The sequence below is a fragment of the Tangfeifania sp. genome, assembly GCF_055108615.1.
Map to the genome: position 1 here is coordinate 1 of NZ_JBSQIC010000036.1, position 14,698 is coordinate 14,698.

The window sequence follows — 14,698 nt, forward strand, 5'->3', positions numbered from 1 at the left end:
ATAGAAAAATACAGCACCGACCAAACTAATTGAATGTCAATGAAACGATTTGTAAGTATAACTACTCTAACAGAAGATGGTTTTTAGAGGTGCCCTTTACATCGATGATGAGAACTGGGTAAAAGCTTCGGTGGAACACGAAAATGATCAGTTTGCCCGGCTGGGGTCGGTGGTTACCAACCTGGGCTATTCCGACTGGGCAACTATCGATATTCCTTTTCCCGTTAACGAAATGAGCTACAGGTTGAGCCTGAAAGGTCAGGATGTTTTTATTGAATATGCTATAAAAGATTCAGGTTTTAAGCAGATGCGGATTTTACACCTGCACAAGCCGCTTCGTGATGCCGGAATTGGTGTGTATGCCTGCAGCCCGCAAAGATCAAGTTTTAAAGCTGTATTTTCCGATTTTTATCTTGGGCCTTGTGAATGATCCGGTTGTGAATTATCAAAATCAATAAACTAAAATAACATGTTTAAGTCTTTTATTATTATTGCCGTTTATCTCCCTTTGCTAATAGTTTCCATCACCTCACAAGCTCAATCGTTAAAAGTCCCGGGGGTAGTTGTCAAACACATTCCTTCAAAAACTGGTGTGTATATTGGTTCTCCGAGTATCTGCATTTTGCCAAACGGCGATTATGTAGCTTCGCACGACCATTTCGGCCCGAATTCAACTGAGCATGAGCGGGCAGTAACTGCGGTTTACAAATCAACCAAACAAGGGAAATCATGGAAAAAAATTTCAGAAATCAACGGGCAATTCTGGTCCAACCTTTTTGTACATCAAAACGAGTTGTACATTATGGGTACCTGGAAACACCACGGAAACTTTATTATCCGGCGATCAACCGATGGCGGGGTAACGTGGAGCGAACCAACAGACAGCAAGAATGGTTTGCTACTGGAGGGTGAATATCATACTGCCCCCATGCCGGTAATCAAACACAATGGTCGTTTGTGGCATGCCATCGAAAATGCAAAAGCAGATACCAAAGCCTGGGGAAAAAGGTACAGCGCTATGGTTATTTCGGCACCTGTCGGTTCCGATTTGTTGAATTCCAAGAACTGGAAAGCTACAAATCACCTGCGCTACGATTCAACTTATTTAGGTGGGAAATTTGGCGGCTGGCTTGAAGGGAATGTTGTGGCAACACCGGAAGGAAAGGTGGTGGATATTTTAAGGGTGGCAACTTCTGAACCGGGCCGTGACATGGCGGCAATTGTCAATATCAGCAATGATGGGACTAAAGCAACATTTGACCCCGAAACGGGTTTTATGGACTTTGTGGGTGGCGCCAAAAAGTTCTCAATCCGGTACGACGAAAAAAGTAAAAGGTACTGGATGATAGCCAACATGGTAAAAGAGGAGTTTTCGCATTTACTTGCAGCCAAAGTGCGTAACACGCTTGTGCTAAAAAGTTCTTCCGATCTGAAAAACTGGACGGTACATAAAATACTGCTGGAACATCCGGATGTGGAAAAACATGGTTTTCAGTATGTGGACTGGCAGTTTAATGGCCGGCACATTATTTTTCTGTCAAGAACAGCTTATGATGATGAATAAAGAGAAAGAGGGATCTGCAATTGGCATCGACCTTGACGGAATATTTGTAAAATAGCACTGATTTTTAACAAGTAAAAATTTAAAATATGAAGAAGTTCAGGACAGTCACCCCATTTTTGGTTGTTGTTTTATTCTGGAGTTGCCAATCACCCGAAAAGCAGAAGGAAGCAGGCAGTGATTTTGAACTCCTGAAATACAATCATTCGGGGTTGGTGGTTGATTTGGGAGTTGGTTTGTGGGCCTGGCCCCTGCCCATGGATTATGACAACGACGGAGATATGGATTTGCTGGTTTCTTGTCCCGACACACCATTTAACGGAACTTACTTTTTTGAAAATACCTCAGGAAACACAGAAAAAATGCCTGTATTTGCCCCGCCGAAGAAGATTGAAAAAGGCATTAATAACCTTCAGGTTTCTTTTGTGAACAGTGAACCAAGAGTGCTGGGGCGCGGAGTGGAATATGAAAATTTTACAGAGCAGGGGTTCAGTAAACCGGTTGATTTATTCCCATTAGAAGAAATAGAAAAAGAATTTAAAAAGATACGTTTCAGCCAGTGGAATTATGTGGATTACAACGGTGACGGCGACCAGGATTTAATTGCAGGAATCAGCGACTGGGGCGATTACGGCTGGGACAATGCCTTTGACGAACAGGGAAACTGGACCAACGGCCCGTTGCATGGTTATGTATTTTTTATTGAAAATAATGAGGGTGAATATGTGAACCGCGGAAAAATTCAGGCAAGTGGCAACCCCATCGACGTGTATGGAGCACCTTCGCCCAACTTCATGGATTTTGACAACGATGGCGATTTGGATTTGATTTGTGGTGAGTTTTTAGACAAGCTGACCTGGTTTGAAAATACCGGAACACGAAATGAACCGGTTTATGCTGAAGGGAAATTCCTGGGAAATGAAAATGGAATAATTAAAATGGACCTTCAGATGATTGTGCCTGTTGCGGTTGACTGGGACAGAGACGGAGATGCCGATCTGATTGTTGGAGACGAAGACGGCAGGGTTGCTTTCATTGAAAATACAGGCGATGTGAAGAACCGGATGCCGGTGTTTAAATCACCGCGCTATTTTCAGCAGCAAGCCGACCTGGTAAAGTTTGGGGCACTGGCTACTCCTTTTGCCGTCGATTGGGACAATGATGGCGATTTGGATTTAATAACCGGTAACTCTGCCGGCTACATCGGGTTTATCGAAAACCTGGACGACGGAAATCATCCCAGCTGGAACAAACCGGTTTACCTGAAAGCCGAAGGAGAAACTATACGCATTTTGGCAGGAGAAAACGGTTCCATCCAGGGGCCGGCTGAACGAAAATGGGGATACACTACGTTGTCAGTAGCCGACTGGGACGGTGACGGGCTCCTGGATATAATTGCCAATTCCATCTTTGGAAAAATAGTTTGGTACAAAAATGTGGGGTCGCCAACTGCACCGGCACTTGAAAAAGCCCGGCCCATCGAGGCCGAGTTCGGGGGAAATCCGCCAAAACCTGCCTGGAACTGGTGGAACCCTGAAAAGAACCATCTGATAACACAATGGCGAACTACACCTTATGCCATCGACTGGAACAGGGACGGCCTCACCGACCTGATTATGCTGGACACTGAAGGTTACCTTAGTTTTTACGAACGGTACCTTGAGAACGGAGTCAGAAAGTTAAAACCGGGGCAACGGATTTTTTACGGGATTAACGGCTCAGTGTTCGATAGTAAAAATAATGTAGTGGATGAATCACCCGGTTTGCTCAGGCTGAATAACAGGGAAGCCGGCGGAAGCGGTCGCCGTAAATTATGTTTGGCCGACTGGGATGGCGACGGTGATTTTGACCTTATTGTAAACAGCGTAAATGCCTCGCTTTTTGAGAATGAAAAAACCGAAGATGGGAAAGTGTATTTCAGACACAGGGGAACTTTGTCTGATAAAAAAATTGCCGGGCACACCACCTCTCCAACCGTCGTGAATTGGGAGGAAGGCAAATTGCCGGAATTGCTGCTTGGTGCCGAGGACGGGCATTTTTACTATTTTTCACAAGAACCGAAAAAATGAACAAAATGATAAAAAGTGAAACCATGCCTCAACGGATGTTTATTGCACTGCCTGCGCTGGCCATGATGCTGGGTTGGGGTTTGCGCGGTCATATCGGCGGCGGCCCGTTTGGGGCAATGATTCCCGGAGCCATGGTGGCGCTGAGTATTTCCCTGCTGTTAAAACTCCCCGCTGCGGCAACGTCCATTGTAGTTGTTTTCGGGGTTTTTGGAATTGGCCTTGGTGGCGAAATGACTTACGGACAAACGCTCGGCTTTTTGCGAAATCCCGACACGGTGTGGTGGGGAACTGCCGGAACCACGCTGAAAGGAGCAGTTTGGGGATTGCTGGGGGGCACGGTTCTTTCCCTGGGATTTTTGTTCCACCGCGTACCCAAAAGAATCATCATTTCCGCGTTGTTGCTGATGCTGGCCGGATTTTTTCTCGGGTTCAAACTGGTGAATGAACCGATGTTGCTTTATTTTTCCGATCCGGCAAAACCACGTGCCGAGTCGTGGGCTGCACTATTGTTTGGAGCTGTGGCCACCATCGTTTATCTGAAATTCAAATTGAAACAGGAAGAGTTCAAATTGCTGCTGCGTTTTGCCCTTTACGGACTGGTTGGCGGCGGACTGGGATTTGGACTGGGAGGTTTCTGGATGGTTTTGGGAAGTCATCTTCCTGAGGTTATTTACAGCGACTGGTGGAAAGCTATGGAATTTACCTTTGGCCTGCTGTTGGGCGCTTCGTTGGGATGGGCGGCCTGGAAAAGCAGGAAAGAAATCCAATCCTATAATCAGGCGGATAAAATTTCTGAAAAACATTCTTTATCAATTACGGGTGAACTGGGAATTTTATTTGCTGTTGCCGTGTTCACGCACTGGCTGTGGCCCAACTTACTGGAATCCTTTGTTGATGCAGGAAGTGTGAATGATGGTCCTGGGCTTTTTGTGGTGCAGGGCATTGCCAGGGTTATGGTCAACTATGCATTCTACGGATTTATTTTCGTTCTGGTTATCATGTGGTTCCCCAGAATGGCCTGGCAAATTGGAATCACGCTTACGTTTTGTCATGCTGCCATCGATTTAATTCGCGATTTTTATCCTGATTTGAATCCCTGGGTGCCTTTCACCATGCACTTTTTTTGGGTGTTTTTCATGACTGCAGTTGTTGCCGTTTTAACCGCCATTTATTCCCGGAGAAAAAACAGTACAGTCAACCTGTTTATGCTGCTCATCTGGTCGTGCATTGCGGTTTCACTGCTTCGGTTGGCTTTTCTTTCCGGAAGTTTGTCGGTAAGCGGAATGAGTTTTCGCGAGGCAGTGTGCGGCCGTTTTTTTGTGGATATCTTTTTTATTGTTAATGCAATGGCTGTTTCCTGGTTTATATTCAATATTAAAAAGAATCAAAAATTTTTAACGGAATGAAACATATTCAATTTTTATCGTTCGTTGCTTTTTTGCCGTCTATTTCGCGTTATATATTATTATGAGTTACTTGGTTACAGGTGCACTTGCCGGGCAGTTTCACCTGAACTATCATTTATATGTTAATTTTATCGTCATCTTTTTTCTGGTGAAAAATACGGGATCTCCCCTGGTGGGTATCCATATAAGTAAATTCGCCATTTTATTATTAAATTTCCGGGGTCAAACCAAAAGATAATTTTTGATTATGAAATGTGTATTTCTAAGTCTCTTTTTAACAGTATTTTTCCTTTCGGGATTTTCGCAGCAAACAGACAACACAAAAAGCATTTCAGAAATAGATCAGATTCTTGAAAACATTTCCGAACCTGGTTTTCCCGGATTGGTTTATGAAATTCATTCCGGAGATTTGAAAAACGGTGACTGGAATGATTTGATCAATGAAAAGATTAAAACGTGTTCTCAAGAAGGTGGCGGGAAGATTATTTTAACCCGGGGAACCTATTTTTGTAATGGTCCCGTAGTTTTGCAAAACAATGTGAATCTGCATCTCGAAGAGGGTGTCCGCCTTGTTTTCGGCCAAAATCCTGAAGATTACCTGCCGGTGGTTTTTGTGCGCTGGGAAGGCACCGAAGCATTTAATTACTCTCCGTTCATTTACGCAAAGGGCGTTGAAAATATAGCCATCACCGGGAAAGGTGTAATCGACGGAAACGGTTTGGCCGAAAACAGTTTCCGGAACTGGAGAAGCCGCCAGAAAGACGATCAGAACAAACTACGCGAAATGGGGCGTACCGGTGTGCCCGTGGAAGAACGGATTTTTGGTGAAGGAAGTTTTCTAAGGCCTCAACTGATTCATCTTGTTCAGTGTGAAAATATTTTGCTGGAAGGAATTACGGTAACTGATGGCTCTTTTTGGCTGATTCAGCCTGCCTATTGCCGTAATGTAACCATCCGCAATGTTTCGGTCGAAAGCAAATTTATTAACAACGATGGCGTTGACATCGATTCTTCTGTAGATGTGTTGATTGAAAATTGCCGATTTAACACTGGCGATGATTTTGTGGCCATTAAGTCGGGCCGCGACCAGGATGGCTGGCGGGTGAACAAACCAAGCAAAAATATAGTAGTCCGCAACAGCTTTTCCGACAATTGCCTGCATGGAATTTCATTCGGCAGCGAACTCTCCGGCGGAATCGAAAATGTGTTTGTTGAAAACCTGGTTTTCAGGAAGGTCAGAAAGTACGGCCTTCAGTTTAAATCGAACAAAGACCGGGGCGGATATATCAAAAATGTCGTCATAAAAGGAATTCAGATTGACACCACACAAACTTGTATCAGTTTTACAAATCAGTACCACAGCTACAGTGGCGGCAACTATCCGTCGTTATTCGAAAATATCCATATTGAAAACCTGAACTGCAACGTGGCGCACGTAAGGGCAATTAGTATGCAGGGACTCCCCGAAATGCCCATCCGGGATGTCGAACTCAACAATATTTCGGTTAAAAATTGCAAGGAACATTCGGTCATTACCCATATTGAAAACTTAAAGTTGAACCAAATAAATATTGATTGACTATGACAAACGCAATATGCTGAATATCGGGGCTCATCCAGGCCGTTGGGCTGGGGTTGCCTTTCATTTACTATTCCTTCGGGATGATGTTTGCCTCTTTCACCGGATTTTACTTACACAACCTCCTGGCTGTCAACTTATCTCACTGAATAACTGAGCTTTGTTAAAGTAAAATCCGTTTTAACCCAAGTTGAGAAAAATGCACGAATAGCTAATTTCAAGCACATGGCTAAAACACTGATAATCAGTACAAATATTAATTATAAATAACATAAATAATTAATATATAGTGTTTTATTATTTTTAATTATGTCTGTAGTACCCGAAAAACCATTATTTATAATCATTCTAAATAAAGTGCGATTGTTTTTGTTATTGTTCTTTGAAACCATTGATAATAGTAGAAATACAAAATCTGTAGTACCCGAAAATAAACATGTGCCGGTATATAATTAATTATCAGCGATTTATAAAATATTCTTAACAACTTGGGTTAAGTCAGAATAACCACTGGCTATAATCGTGTATAAGTAATGGCGGGGGGTGTAGCGTATTCGGGCTTTTTACCTAGCATCAAGTTCATCGTATCTTGACAGGAAAGTATTTTCAACACTTCTTACACAAAAATGTCACAGGTGATTTCATCAAGGGAAGTCCGGATATTGCAGTTGTGACCTGTAGTTGCCCGAAAACTTTCCCGGACAGCCAAAAACTTATAGCCGCAAAACAAACCAAAAATCACTATATTTGCTTTATGCGTAAAAAGGATTTGGAGTATGAAAACTTCTGATACTAAAATATTAAATCGGATTAAAAGAATTGTCAAAGACAAAGAACCTTCGGCAAAAATATATCTTTATGGTTCACGTTCCCGTGGTACTGCAAAAGATGATTCCGATTGGGATTTGCTGATTTTGCTCAACAAAGACAACATTACAACAGAAACCGAAAAGGAAATTACTTATCCTCTTTATGACCTTGAATTTGATACCGGAGAGGTAATCAGCCCGATGGTTTACAGCGAAAAGGAATGGAACTCAAAATATAAAGTAACACCTTTCTATCAGAATGTAATGAAGGAGGGTAGGCTGTTATGACAGATTATACGCCGGAAGACTATGTCAAATACCGAATTGAGAGGTCAAAAGAAACCATTCAGGAAGTACAGACACACATTGAAAACAGATTTTGGAACACAGCCATAAACAGAATGTATTATGCTTGTTTTTATGCTGTTTCTGCTTTGTTGATTAAATCAGGGATTGAAGTTTCAAGTCATTCAGGAGTTCGTCAAAAGTTTGGAGAACACTTTGTTAAAACTGGTAAAATTGACAGGAATTTAGCAAAACTATTTACTGAACTTTCCGAGAAAAGACATAAAGGAGATTATAACGATTTTTACGATTATGATGAAGAAACGGTTCTTCGTTTATTTCCTGCTTCACAAATATTTATAGAGGAGATTGTGAGAGTTTTGAACAATTTGTACCCGAGGTAAATTTAAATGGATTTTACTCACACAACCTCCTGTCTGTCAGCTTATCTCACTGAATGACTGAGCTTTGTTAAAGTAAAATCCGTTTTAACCCAAAAACAACTCTTTGCCAAAATGCCACGCCATCAGGCCGGATGCAATCAGTTTCATGAGTGTGCCCAAAAGGAAGCCCATGAACGATCCAAAACCGGATTTCAGGGCTGAGCCTGAATCTTTGCCCGCGACAAGTTCTCCGGCAATGGCACCAAGAAACGGACCGATAATAATTCCGAAGGGCGGGAAAAAGAACAAACCAATGACGAGCCCGATGATGCTGCCCCAAATTCCCTGTTTGCTGCCACCATACCGCTTGGTTCCCCAAACCGGAATAAAATAATCGGCTACGGTAACTACAGCAGCCTCAATGAGCCAGATAATTAAAAAGCGGGTTTCGAACTGGTATTTTTCAGTAAAATGAAGTAGCAGTAACCCAATGTAACTCAGTGGCGGACCGGGCAAAACAGGTAAAACGCCTCCTGAAATCCCGCCTATAATAAACAGCGCGCCCAAAACAATTAACAGATAATCCATTTAAATTTCTATTTTTGCCGCTAAAATAGTGAGAGTTTTGAAATGATGTGCATATTGGCCAACTTCTTCATTTCGTAAATACCGTCAAAAGCATGTGGTTTACAATTTAATGTTAAATGTTTGTGGAAAAATTTGCACTACAACTTGATTATTTATTAAAAAAGTACTTTCTTTGCAAGCCGTTAAAATAACGTGTTTGTTTGTACATCAAGAAATTATATAAAAATGTCACGAGTTTGTCAGATAACAGGTAAAAGAGCAATGGTGGGCAACACAGTTTCCCACTCGAAACGCAGGGTTAAAAGGAAGTTTAATGTTAACCTGTTTAAAAAGAAATTTTACTATCCTGAAGAAAATCGTTGGATTGAACTAACAGTTTCGGCTGCAGGAATCCGCACAATTAATAAAAAAGGTGTAAAAGCCGCACTTCGGGAAGCACAGGAAAAAGGTTTTATTGAAAAAATTTAAAGACTTTGGGAAATGGCAAAAAAAGGTAAAGGCAACAGGATTCAGGTTATATTGGAGTGCACCGAGCATAAAAACAGCGGTATGCCGGGAACCTCACGTTACATTACAACCAAAAACAGGAAAAATACTACCGAAAGGCTCGAGTTGAAAAAGTATAATCCTGTATTGAAAAAAGTTACAGTTCATAAAGAAATAAAATAGTAATAAGTTATGGCAAAGAAAGCGGTTGCAACATTACAGAAAGGTGCCGGTAAAGGCCATTCAAAAGTGATTAAAATGATTAAATCACCCGAAACCGGCGGATACATGTTTAAAGAAGAAGTTATTACCAACGACGAGGTAAAAGATTATTTTAAAAAATAGTGTAACAGGTTTTTACACACAAAAAAAGCTTTCATCAACTGGTGGAAGCTTTTTTTTATTCTGATGCCTCACTCCCCCAAAAAAGAAATATTTACTATTTTTAGCCCTTTCAAATAAAACAATCATGGGAATATTCGGAAGTTTTACCAGGAATAAAAAAGAAAACCTCGATAAAGGCCTTTCAAAAACCAAGGAAAGCGTTTTTAAAAAACTCGGACGTGCTGTCGTAGGAAAATCAAAAGTGGACGATGAGGTACTCGATAACCTTGAAGAAGTATTGATTACCTCGGATGTGGGCGTTGATACCACCCTGAAAATTATTGAACGGATTGAAGCGCGTGTTGCCCGCGATAAATACATGGGCATTGATGAGTTGAACTCCATTTTAAAGGAAGAAATTGCTGCCTTGCTCGATGAGAACAATTCCGGAGATGTGTCGGATTTTGATATTCCTGAAACTGAAAAACCTTATGTGATTATGGTTGTGGGCGTAAACGGGGTAGGTAAAACCACAACCATTGGCAAATTGGCTTACCAGTTCAAACAAGCCGGTAAATCAGTTGTTCTCGGAGCTTCCGATACCTTCAGGGCTGCCGCCATTGAGCAGCTCGAAATTTGGGCGCAACGCGTTGATGTTCCCCTTGTGAAACAAAAAATGGGCTCCGACCCCGCGTCAGTTGCCTTCGATGCGGTTTCCTCAGCCAAATCAAAAAATGCTGATGTTGTGATTATCGATACTGCCGGTCGTCTGCATAACAAAGTGAACCTGATGAATGAGCTGTCAAAAATTAAAAAAGTGATGGCTCGCATTGTTCCCGGTGCGCCACATGAAGTGCTGCTGATCCTCGACGGCTCAACCGGGCAGAATGCTTTTGAGCAGGCCAAACAATTTACCAAAGCTACCGAAGTTACCGCACTGGCGCTTACCAAACTCGACGGTACGGCCAAAGGTGGTGTGGTTATCGGAATTTCAGATCAGTTTAAAATCCCTGTAAAATACATCGGGATTGGTGAGAAAATGGAACACCTGCAGATTTTCAGAAGAAGGGAATTTGTTGAATCGCTTTTCTCAGAAGATTGATTCAGAATTTTTTATGCAAACCCCCATTTTTTGCACTTATTTTTGAGATGTTGAATCTGGCCTGGCCTGTTCTCTTTCTTCCTCACCGGTATTTTGTGCGCTGTCTTCCTGTTCTTCTAAAAATGGTTGGGCCATGTCGAAAACAGGCAGTTGATTGGTTAGCCCTGTAAGGTTTACAACAGCTGCAATTACCAGTTTCTCGTCTGGATAAACCAGAATTGCAGCAGTGCCCCCGGTAACTGTTCCGCTTTTGCCATAAATGGTACGGCCGCTGGTGTCGGTCATCAACATCCAGCCGTTGGTCATTTGCGAGGGAATATTGTTGTAAAGTGGAATTGATTCAAAAAAATTATCGTCAATAATTTCTGTAAAATAGTCGGAAAAGAGCATTGCATTGCCAAACTTCACAAGGTCCTCGGCATTGGAGAGGATTCCCTGCGAGGGCGCACGAAAATGTAAATCTTTGGAAGTGGCGTTAACAACCTGCGAAATATAGTTGTGGTCGTAAAAACTGGTGCGGCCTTTTATGGTAGCAAACAGATTGTCAACCAAGGTGTTTGAAAGATTTAGTGTGTCGGTAACATACGCTTTCAAAAGATTGTGGAATCTTTTGCCGGAAACCTTTTCCATGGCGGCTCCCAGCAGGTTGTAGTTGAACATGTTGGGCGTTTGGTACCATCCGGGTTTGGCAGCAAGTGAGTCGTTGCTGAATAATTCAATCCCTCTTTGCAGGCTCAGGTTAAAGGCCGTTTGCTCGCGCTCGTTAATGGTGGGCGCTCGCAATCCCGATGTTTGCTGAACAAGGTGATGCAAAGGAAGCGGGTATTGTTTTTCGGGAAAAGCGGGGTAGTAATTTTGAATGGTGGAATCGGGATGCAGCAAGCCCTCTTTTACCATGCGGTAAAAAATCAGATTGGTAAACAGCTCGGAAAGTTCACCAATTCTGAATTTGGTATTCCGGGTAACGGGTACCTCAAGGTCTTTCGAGGCCAGTCCCATTCCTTCGGAGTATATAATTTCACCCTCTTTGGCAATGGCAAATGTCCCTCCCGGTACAAAATTCGTTCTTAAAAAGAAAACAAGTTTTTCCCGGGCTGCTTCAATTTCGTCGATGTAATTTCGGTTATAATGAATGTCATCGTTGTTTTTTTTGCACTGAGTGGAACTAAACAGAATGACAAGCAGAAATAGCAGTTTAGATAATTTTTTTACGCTCATTATTTTTTATTTTTTCGGTTGCTGAAATTTTCGCAAAAATAAATATTTCGGGAAATCAGAAATCTTAAAAAAGTTAAAATTTCTTGTTAACCTGAGATTCCTTTCAAACGGCAACGCTGGTTTCTTCATTTTCCGAACGTGCAATGGTTACCGCCCCGCAGCTGTCGCTCCAAACATTGACTGAAGTGCGCAGCATATCGAGGATTCGATCCACTGCCAGGATCAGGCCGATGCCTTCAAGCGGAAGCCCGACTGCCGACAAAACCACGGTAATCATTACCAGCCCGGCCATTGGAATTCCGGCTGCACCTATTGATGCCAGCAGTGCAGTAATAACCACCAGTATTTGTTGCCCGAAAGTTAAATCGACACCATAAGCCTGGGCGATGAACATAGCTGCCACACATTCATAAAGGGCCGTTCCGTCCATGTTGATGGTGGCTCCAAGGGGTAAAGTGAAACTTGTAACTTTATTGGAAACGCCGCTGTTGTGTTCCAGCGCATCCATTGTTAACGGAAGCGTGGCACTTGACGAAGAGGTTGAAAATGCGGTGAGCAGCGGTGTTGCCATATTTTTTAAATGCCTGAACGGACGTGCTTTGCCAACCACGCGCACGATTACGGGAAGCGTAACAAATGCATGAAACAGCAATGCAGCAACCACGCAGAGGCTGTAAATGGCCAGGCTGCCGGCAACGCTGGCCAAATCTTCGGAGTTGCGTGCCACTTCGGCCGAAACAATTCCGAAAATTCCAAGCGGGGTAAAACGGATGATGAATAGGGTTAGTTTCATCATCACTTCAAACATGGCATCGAAAAACGTGGAGAGCGATTCTTTGTATTTCTTTCCAACCTGTGTTATGAAATAACCAAAAAGAATGGCAAAAAAGATAACAGGAAGGATTTCGCCGCGAGCCATCGCATCGATTACATTGTCGGGAATCAGCCTGTAAAAAATATCTCTGACCGAACCGGCATGCTCTTCCAGTCCTTCTACTGATTTGGATAATCCCAAATCGACACCCACACCGGGTTTAACCAGATTCACCACTGTTAATCCTGTAACAATGGCCAAAGTGCTGGTTGATAAATAGTAGAAAAGTGTTTTAATGCCGAGTCTTCCTATGTTTTTTCCGCCTCCAATGCTGGAAACACCACTAATAATGGAGCTGAAAACCAGTGGGATAATTATCATCTTTAAGGCACGCAGAAAAATATAGCCCACCCATGAAACATATTGTACTCCCTGGGGAACATAATATCCGAATAAAACTGCTAAAACGAGGGCGATTAGAATTTGCCAGTGAAGTTTGATCTTAACTATTTTCACACCAGTAGGTTTTACAGATTTTTTTGAGGGTTGCTAAATTAGCTTTTTTAACAGATTTGGCAAATTCTGGCCCACATTTACTTTTGCCATGGAATTTTCCCGGCTTCGCGAATGTGTTGCGACAAGCGGTACCTCAGCTCTGAAAATTTTTCGGATGACGGCAGCAAGGGTATTTGTTCCCTGGAATCCGTATCCAGATTGAATAGTTGGAAAGGCTCAAAAGGTGTATTCTGAACCAGTTTATACTGTCCTTGTCTGACGGCATAGTAACACAGGCCTCCATAATTTCCGCCCTCTCTCCGCATGAAATAAACCACACGGTTGTCGGTTACCTGCGAATTTCCCATTAATGTGCGGTAAAGGCTTATGCCGTCTGTTTCATGGTTGATTTCGCTTCCTGTAATTTCACAAAGGGTCGGAAAAATGTCCATGGTCAGTCCCAGGTTTTCGGTTTTCGTTCCCGGTTTGATGCCATCTTTCCAAACAAAGCAGGTGGGCACTTTAATGCCTCCTTCGTACATATCCTGTTTGCCGCCCCTCAAGTTTCCGTTTGAAGCTCCGCTGGGGAGGTGCCCTCCGTTATCGGACGTGAAAATAATGAGTGTATTTTTCATAAGTTTGAACTCATTGAGGGCTTTCACTACCCGGCCGATTCCATCATCGAGATGTTCAACAAAAGCTACATTTTTAGCCCGCAGATCAGAAAGTTCAGGTTCGCGGTCCTTAACCTTTTCAAGCCACTCTTCGGGGGGCTGAATGGGGAAATGCGGGGCGTTGTAGGCCAAGTATATAAAAAAGGGGGTATTGTTGCTTTGTTGTAATTTGATGTAATCGATGGCCCAGTCGGAAAAGAGATCGGTGGCGTGGCCTTCCGGTTCAATCTCTTTTTCGTTCATGCGCATATAATTTATGCCGTGCCTGAGGTGGGTTTCATAATCGTCCATCATATCACCCAGGAAACCATGAAAAAAATCGAATCCCCGCTCGTTGGGCAGGTTAGGCGATTCCAGTCCCAGGTGCCATTTGCCCACCATTGCTGTCCGGTAACCGGCTTTTTTCATCATTTGCGGAAGGGTGGGGAGGTTTTCGTTAAAATATCCCCAACTGTTATTTTCATGTGTCCTGATTACTCCCGGCACTCCTGCCAAATCAGGATACCGTCCGGTCAGCAGGCTGGCCCTGGTGGGAGAGCAAACTGTGGAATTGGCGTAAAAGTTGGTGAACGTCATACCGTTTTTAAACAGCTTATCAATATGCGGTGTATAAATATCTTCGCCACCGTTTACTGATAAGTCGCCGTATCCCAGGTCATCAACCATAATTAAAACGATATTGGGTTGCGGTGTGCTTTTTCCCGACAAAGGGGGATTGCTGTACCCCAATGAAAAAGAGCTTATACAGGTTAAGAGCAACAAAATTTTAAAAGTATTCAGCATAATTTAATGGTTCGATTTTCTCCCCTAAAATTAAATAAAATGTCGCTGAAAGGGATACTTTTTGAAATAAATTAGCTGATTTTTTTTCTGCAGGTAAAGTTGGAAATGTTTTGTTTTGCGAT

Annotated in this window: 15 protein-coding genes; 11 read left to right on the forward strand and 4 right to left on the reverse strand. The window is 42.7% G+C overall.

The annotated features are described in order from the left end of the window. The first annotated feature begins 76 nt into the window (after positions 1 to 76). The 7 genes from ACTCNA_RS09565 to ACTCNA_RS09595 all read left to right on the forward strand — a co-directional run bounded on the left by ACTCNA_RS09565 (position 77) and on the right by ACTCNA_RS09595 (position 8,113). Complete coding sequence (locus tag ACTCNA_RS09565; protein ID WP_462947688.1) at positions 77 to 430, forward strand: DUF1349 domain-containing protein; 354 nt, start codon at positions 77 to 79, stop codon at positions 428 to 430. Between the two features lie 39 nt (positions 431 to 469). Next, positions 470 to 1,564 (forward strand): sialidase family protein, encoded by a 1,095-nt coding sequence (locus ACTCNA_RS09570; protein ID WP_462947689.1) that lies wholly within the window; start codon positions 470 to 472, stop codon positions 1,562 to 1,564. 86 nt (positions 1,565 to 1,650) lie between these two features. Further along, positions 1,651 to 3,630 carry an FG-GAP repeat domain-containing protein gene (locus ACTCNA_RS09575; protein WP_462947690.1) on the forward strand — a complete coding sequence of 660 codons (1,980 nt, stop codon included), beginning with the start codon at positions 1,651 to 1,653 and terminating at the stop codon, positions 3,628 to 3,630. Positions 3,631 to 3,635: 5 nt separating this feature from the next. Next, the gene (locus ACTCNA_RS09580) at positions 3,636 to 5,036 is read left to right on the forward strand and encodes a hypothetical protein (protein ID WP_462947691.1); all 1,401 of its coding nucleotides are present in this window, start codon (positions 3,636 to 3,638) and stop codon (positions 5,034 to 5,036) included. Between the two features lie 247 nt (positions 5,037 to 5,283). After that, the gene (locus ACTCNA_RS09585) at positions 5,284 to 6,615 is read left to right on the forward strand and encodes a glycoside hydrolase family 28 protein (RefSeq protein WP_462947692.1); all 1,332 of its coding nucleotides are present in this window, start codon (positions 5,284 to 5,286) and stop codon (positions 6,613 to 6,615) included. 776 nt (positions 6,616 to 7,391) lie between these two features. Further along, positions 7,392 to 7,712 (forward strand): nucleotidyltransferase domain-containing protein, encoded by a 321-nt coding sequence (locus ACTCNA_RS09590; RefSeq protein ID WP_462947693.1) that lies wholly within the window; start codon positions 7,392 to 7,394, stop codon positions 7,710 to 7,712. Beyond that, on the forward strand, positions 7,709 to 8,113 hold the full coding sequence (locus tag ACTCNA_RS09595) for a HEPN domain-containing protein (RefSeq protein WP_462947694.1): 405 nt from the start codon (positions 7,709 to 7,711) through the stop codon (positions 8,111 to 8,113). Before ACTCNA_RS09590 ends, ACTCNA_RS09595 begins: the two co-directional genes overlap by 4 nt. Positions 8,114 to 8,197: 84 nt before the next feature. Here the strand turns inward: ACTCNA_RS09595 and ACTCNA_RS09600 are convergent, their stop codons facing one another. Further along, a complete protein-coding gene (locus tag ACTCNA_RS09600) occupies positions 8,198 to 8,680 on the reverse strand; it encodes a DUF456 domain-containing protein (RefSeq protein WP_462947695.1) in 483 nt (160 codons plus the stop codon). A gap of 225 nt (positions 8,681 to 8,905) precedes the next feature. On the opposite strand from ACTCNA_RS09600, the gene rpmB reads away from it, so the two are divergent. From rpmB to ftsY, 4 genes are all read left to right on the forward strand, one after another. Next, the gene (gene rpmB / locus ACTCNA_RS09605) at positions 8,906 to 9,148 is read left to right on the forward strand and encodes a 50S ribosomal protein L28 (protein ID WP_462947696.1); all 243 of its coding nucleotides are present in this window, start codon (positions 8,906 to 8,908) and stop codon (positions 9,146 to 9,148) included. A gap of 12 nt (positions 9,149 to 9,160) precedes the next feature. After that, the gene (gene rpmG / locus ACTCNA_RS09610; RefSeq protein ID WP_073165265.1) at positions 9,161 to 9,349 is read left to right on the forward strand and encodes a 50S ribosomal protein L33; all 189 of its coding nucleotides are present in this window, start codon (positions 9,161 to 9,163) and stop codon (positions 9,347 to 9,349) included. Positions 9,350 to 9,358: 9 nt separating this feature from the next. Then, a complete protein-coding gene (locus ACTCNA_RS09615; RefSeq protein WP_073165262.1) occupies positions 9,359 to 9,511 on the forward strand; it encodes a DUF4295 domain-containing protein in 153 nt (50 codons plus the stop codon). Between the two features lie 124 nt (positions 9,512 to 9,635). Further along, positions 9,636 to 10,592: a signal recognition particle-docking protein FtsY gene (ftsY, locus tag ACTCNA_RS09620; protein WP_462947697.1), complete on the forward strand. Its 957-nt coding sequence runs from the start codon at positions 9,636 to 9,638 to the stop codon at positions 10,590 to 10,592. Between the two features lie 36 nt (positions 10,593 to 10,628). Here ftsY and ACTCNA_RS09625 read toward each other — a convergent pair whose 3' ends face one another. The 3 genes from ACTCNA_RS09625 to ACTCNA_RS09635 form a co-directional block, all read right to left on the reverse strand. Beyond that, on the reverse strand, positions 10,629 to 11,810 hold the full coding sequence (locus ACTCNA_RS09625; RefSeq protein ID WP_462947698.1) for a serine hydrolase domain-containing protein: 1,182 nt from the start codon (positions 11,808 to 11,810) through the stop codon (positions 10,629 to 10,631). A gap of 103 nt (positions 11,811 to 11,913) precedes the next feature. Further along, on the reverse strand, positions 11,914 to 13,140 hold the full coding sequence (locus ACTCNA_RS09630; RefSeq protein WP_462947699.1) for a dicarboxylate/amino acid:cation symporter: 1,227 nt from the start codon (positions 13,138 to 13,140) through the stop codon (positions 11,914 to 11,916). 77 nt (positions 13,141 to 13,217) lie between these two features. After that, positions 13,218 to 14,576: a sulfatase family protein gene (locus ACTCNA_RS09635; RefSeq protein ID WP_462947700.1), complete on the reverse strand. Its 1,359-nt coding sequence runs from the start codon at positions 14,574 to 14,576 to the stop codon at positions 13,218 to 13,220. Between the last annotated feature and the right edge of the window lie 122 nt (positions 14,577 to 14,698).

Bases quoted from the DNA above. Each gene is read 5' to 3' on its own strand.
- rpmB (WP_462947696.1), top strand. From the start codon at position 8,906: ATGTCACGAGTTTGTCAGATAACAGGTAAAAGAGCAATGGTGGGCAAC.
- ACTCNA_RS09570 (WP_462947689.1), top strand. From the start codon at position 470: ATGTTTAAGTCTTTTATTATTATTGCCGTTTATCTCCCTTTGCTAATA.
- ftsY (WP_462947697.1), top strand. From the start codon at position 9,636: ATGGGAATATTCGGAAGTTTTACCAGGAATAAAAAAGAAAACCTCGAT.
- ACTCNA_RS09600 (WP_462947695.1), bottom strand. From the start codon at position 8,680: ATGGATTATCTGTTAATTGTTTTGGGCGCGCTGTTTATTATAGGCGGG.
- ACTCNA_RS09580 (WP_462947691.1), top strand. From the start codon at position 3,636: ATGATAAAAAGTGAAACCATGCCTCAACGGATGTTTATTGCACTGCCT.
- ACTCNA_RS09575 (WP_462947690.1), top strand. From the start codon at position 1,651: ATGAAGAAGTTCAGGACAGTCACCCCATTTTTGGTTGTTGTTTTATTC.
- ACTCNA_RS09565 (WP_462947688.1), top strand. From the start codon at position 77: ATGGTTTTTAGAGGTGCCCTTTACATCGATGATGAGAACTGGGTAAAA.
- ACTCNA_RS09595 (WP_462947694.1), top strand. From the start codon at position 7,709: ATGACAGATTATACGCCGGAAGACTATGTCAAATACCGAATTGAGAGG.
- rpmG (WP_073165265.1), top strand. From the start codon at position 9,161: ATGGCAAAAAAAGGTAAAGGCAACAGGATTCAGGTTATATTGGAGTGC.
- ACTCNA_RS09635 (WP_462947700.1), bottom strand. From the start codon at position 14,576: ATGCTGAATACTTTTAAAATTTTGTTGCTCTTAACCTGTATAAGCTCT.
- ACTCNA_RS09585 (WP_462947692.1), top strand. From the start codon at position 5,284: ATGAAATGTGTATTTCTAAGTCTCTTTTTAACAGTATTTTTCCTTTCG.
- ACTCNA_RS09625 (WP_462947698.1), bottom strand. From the start codon at position 11,810: ATGAGCGTAAAAAAATTATCTAAACTGCTATTTCTGCTTGTCATTCTG.
- ACTCNA_RS09615 (WP_073165262.1), top strand. From the start codon at position 9,359: ATGGCAAAGAAAGCGGTTGCAACATTACAGAAAGGTGCCGGTAAAGGC.
- ACTCNA_RS09590 (WP_462947693.1), top strand. From the start codon at position 7,392: ATGAAAACTTCTGATACTAAAATATTAAATCGGATTAAAAGAATTGTC.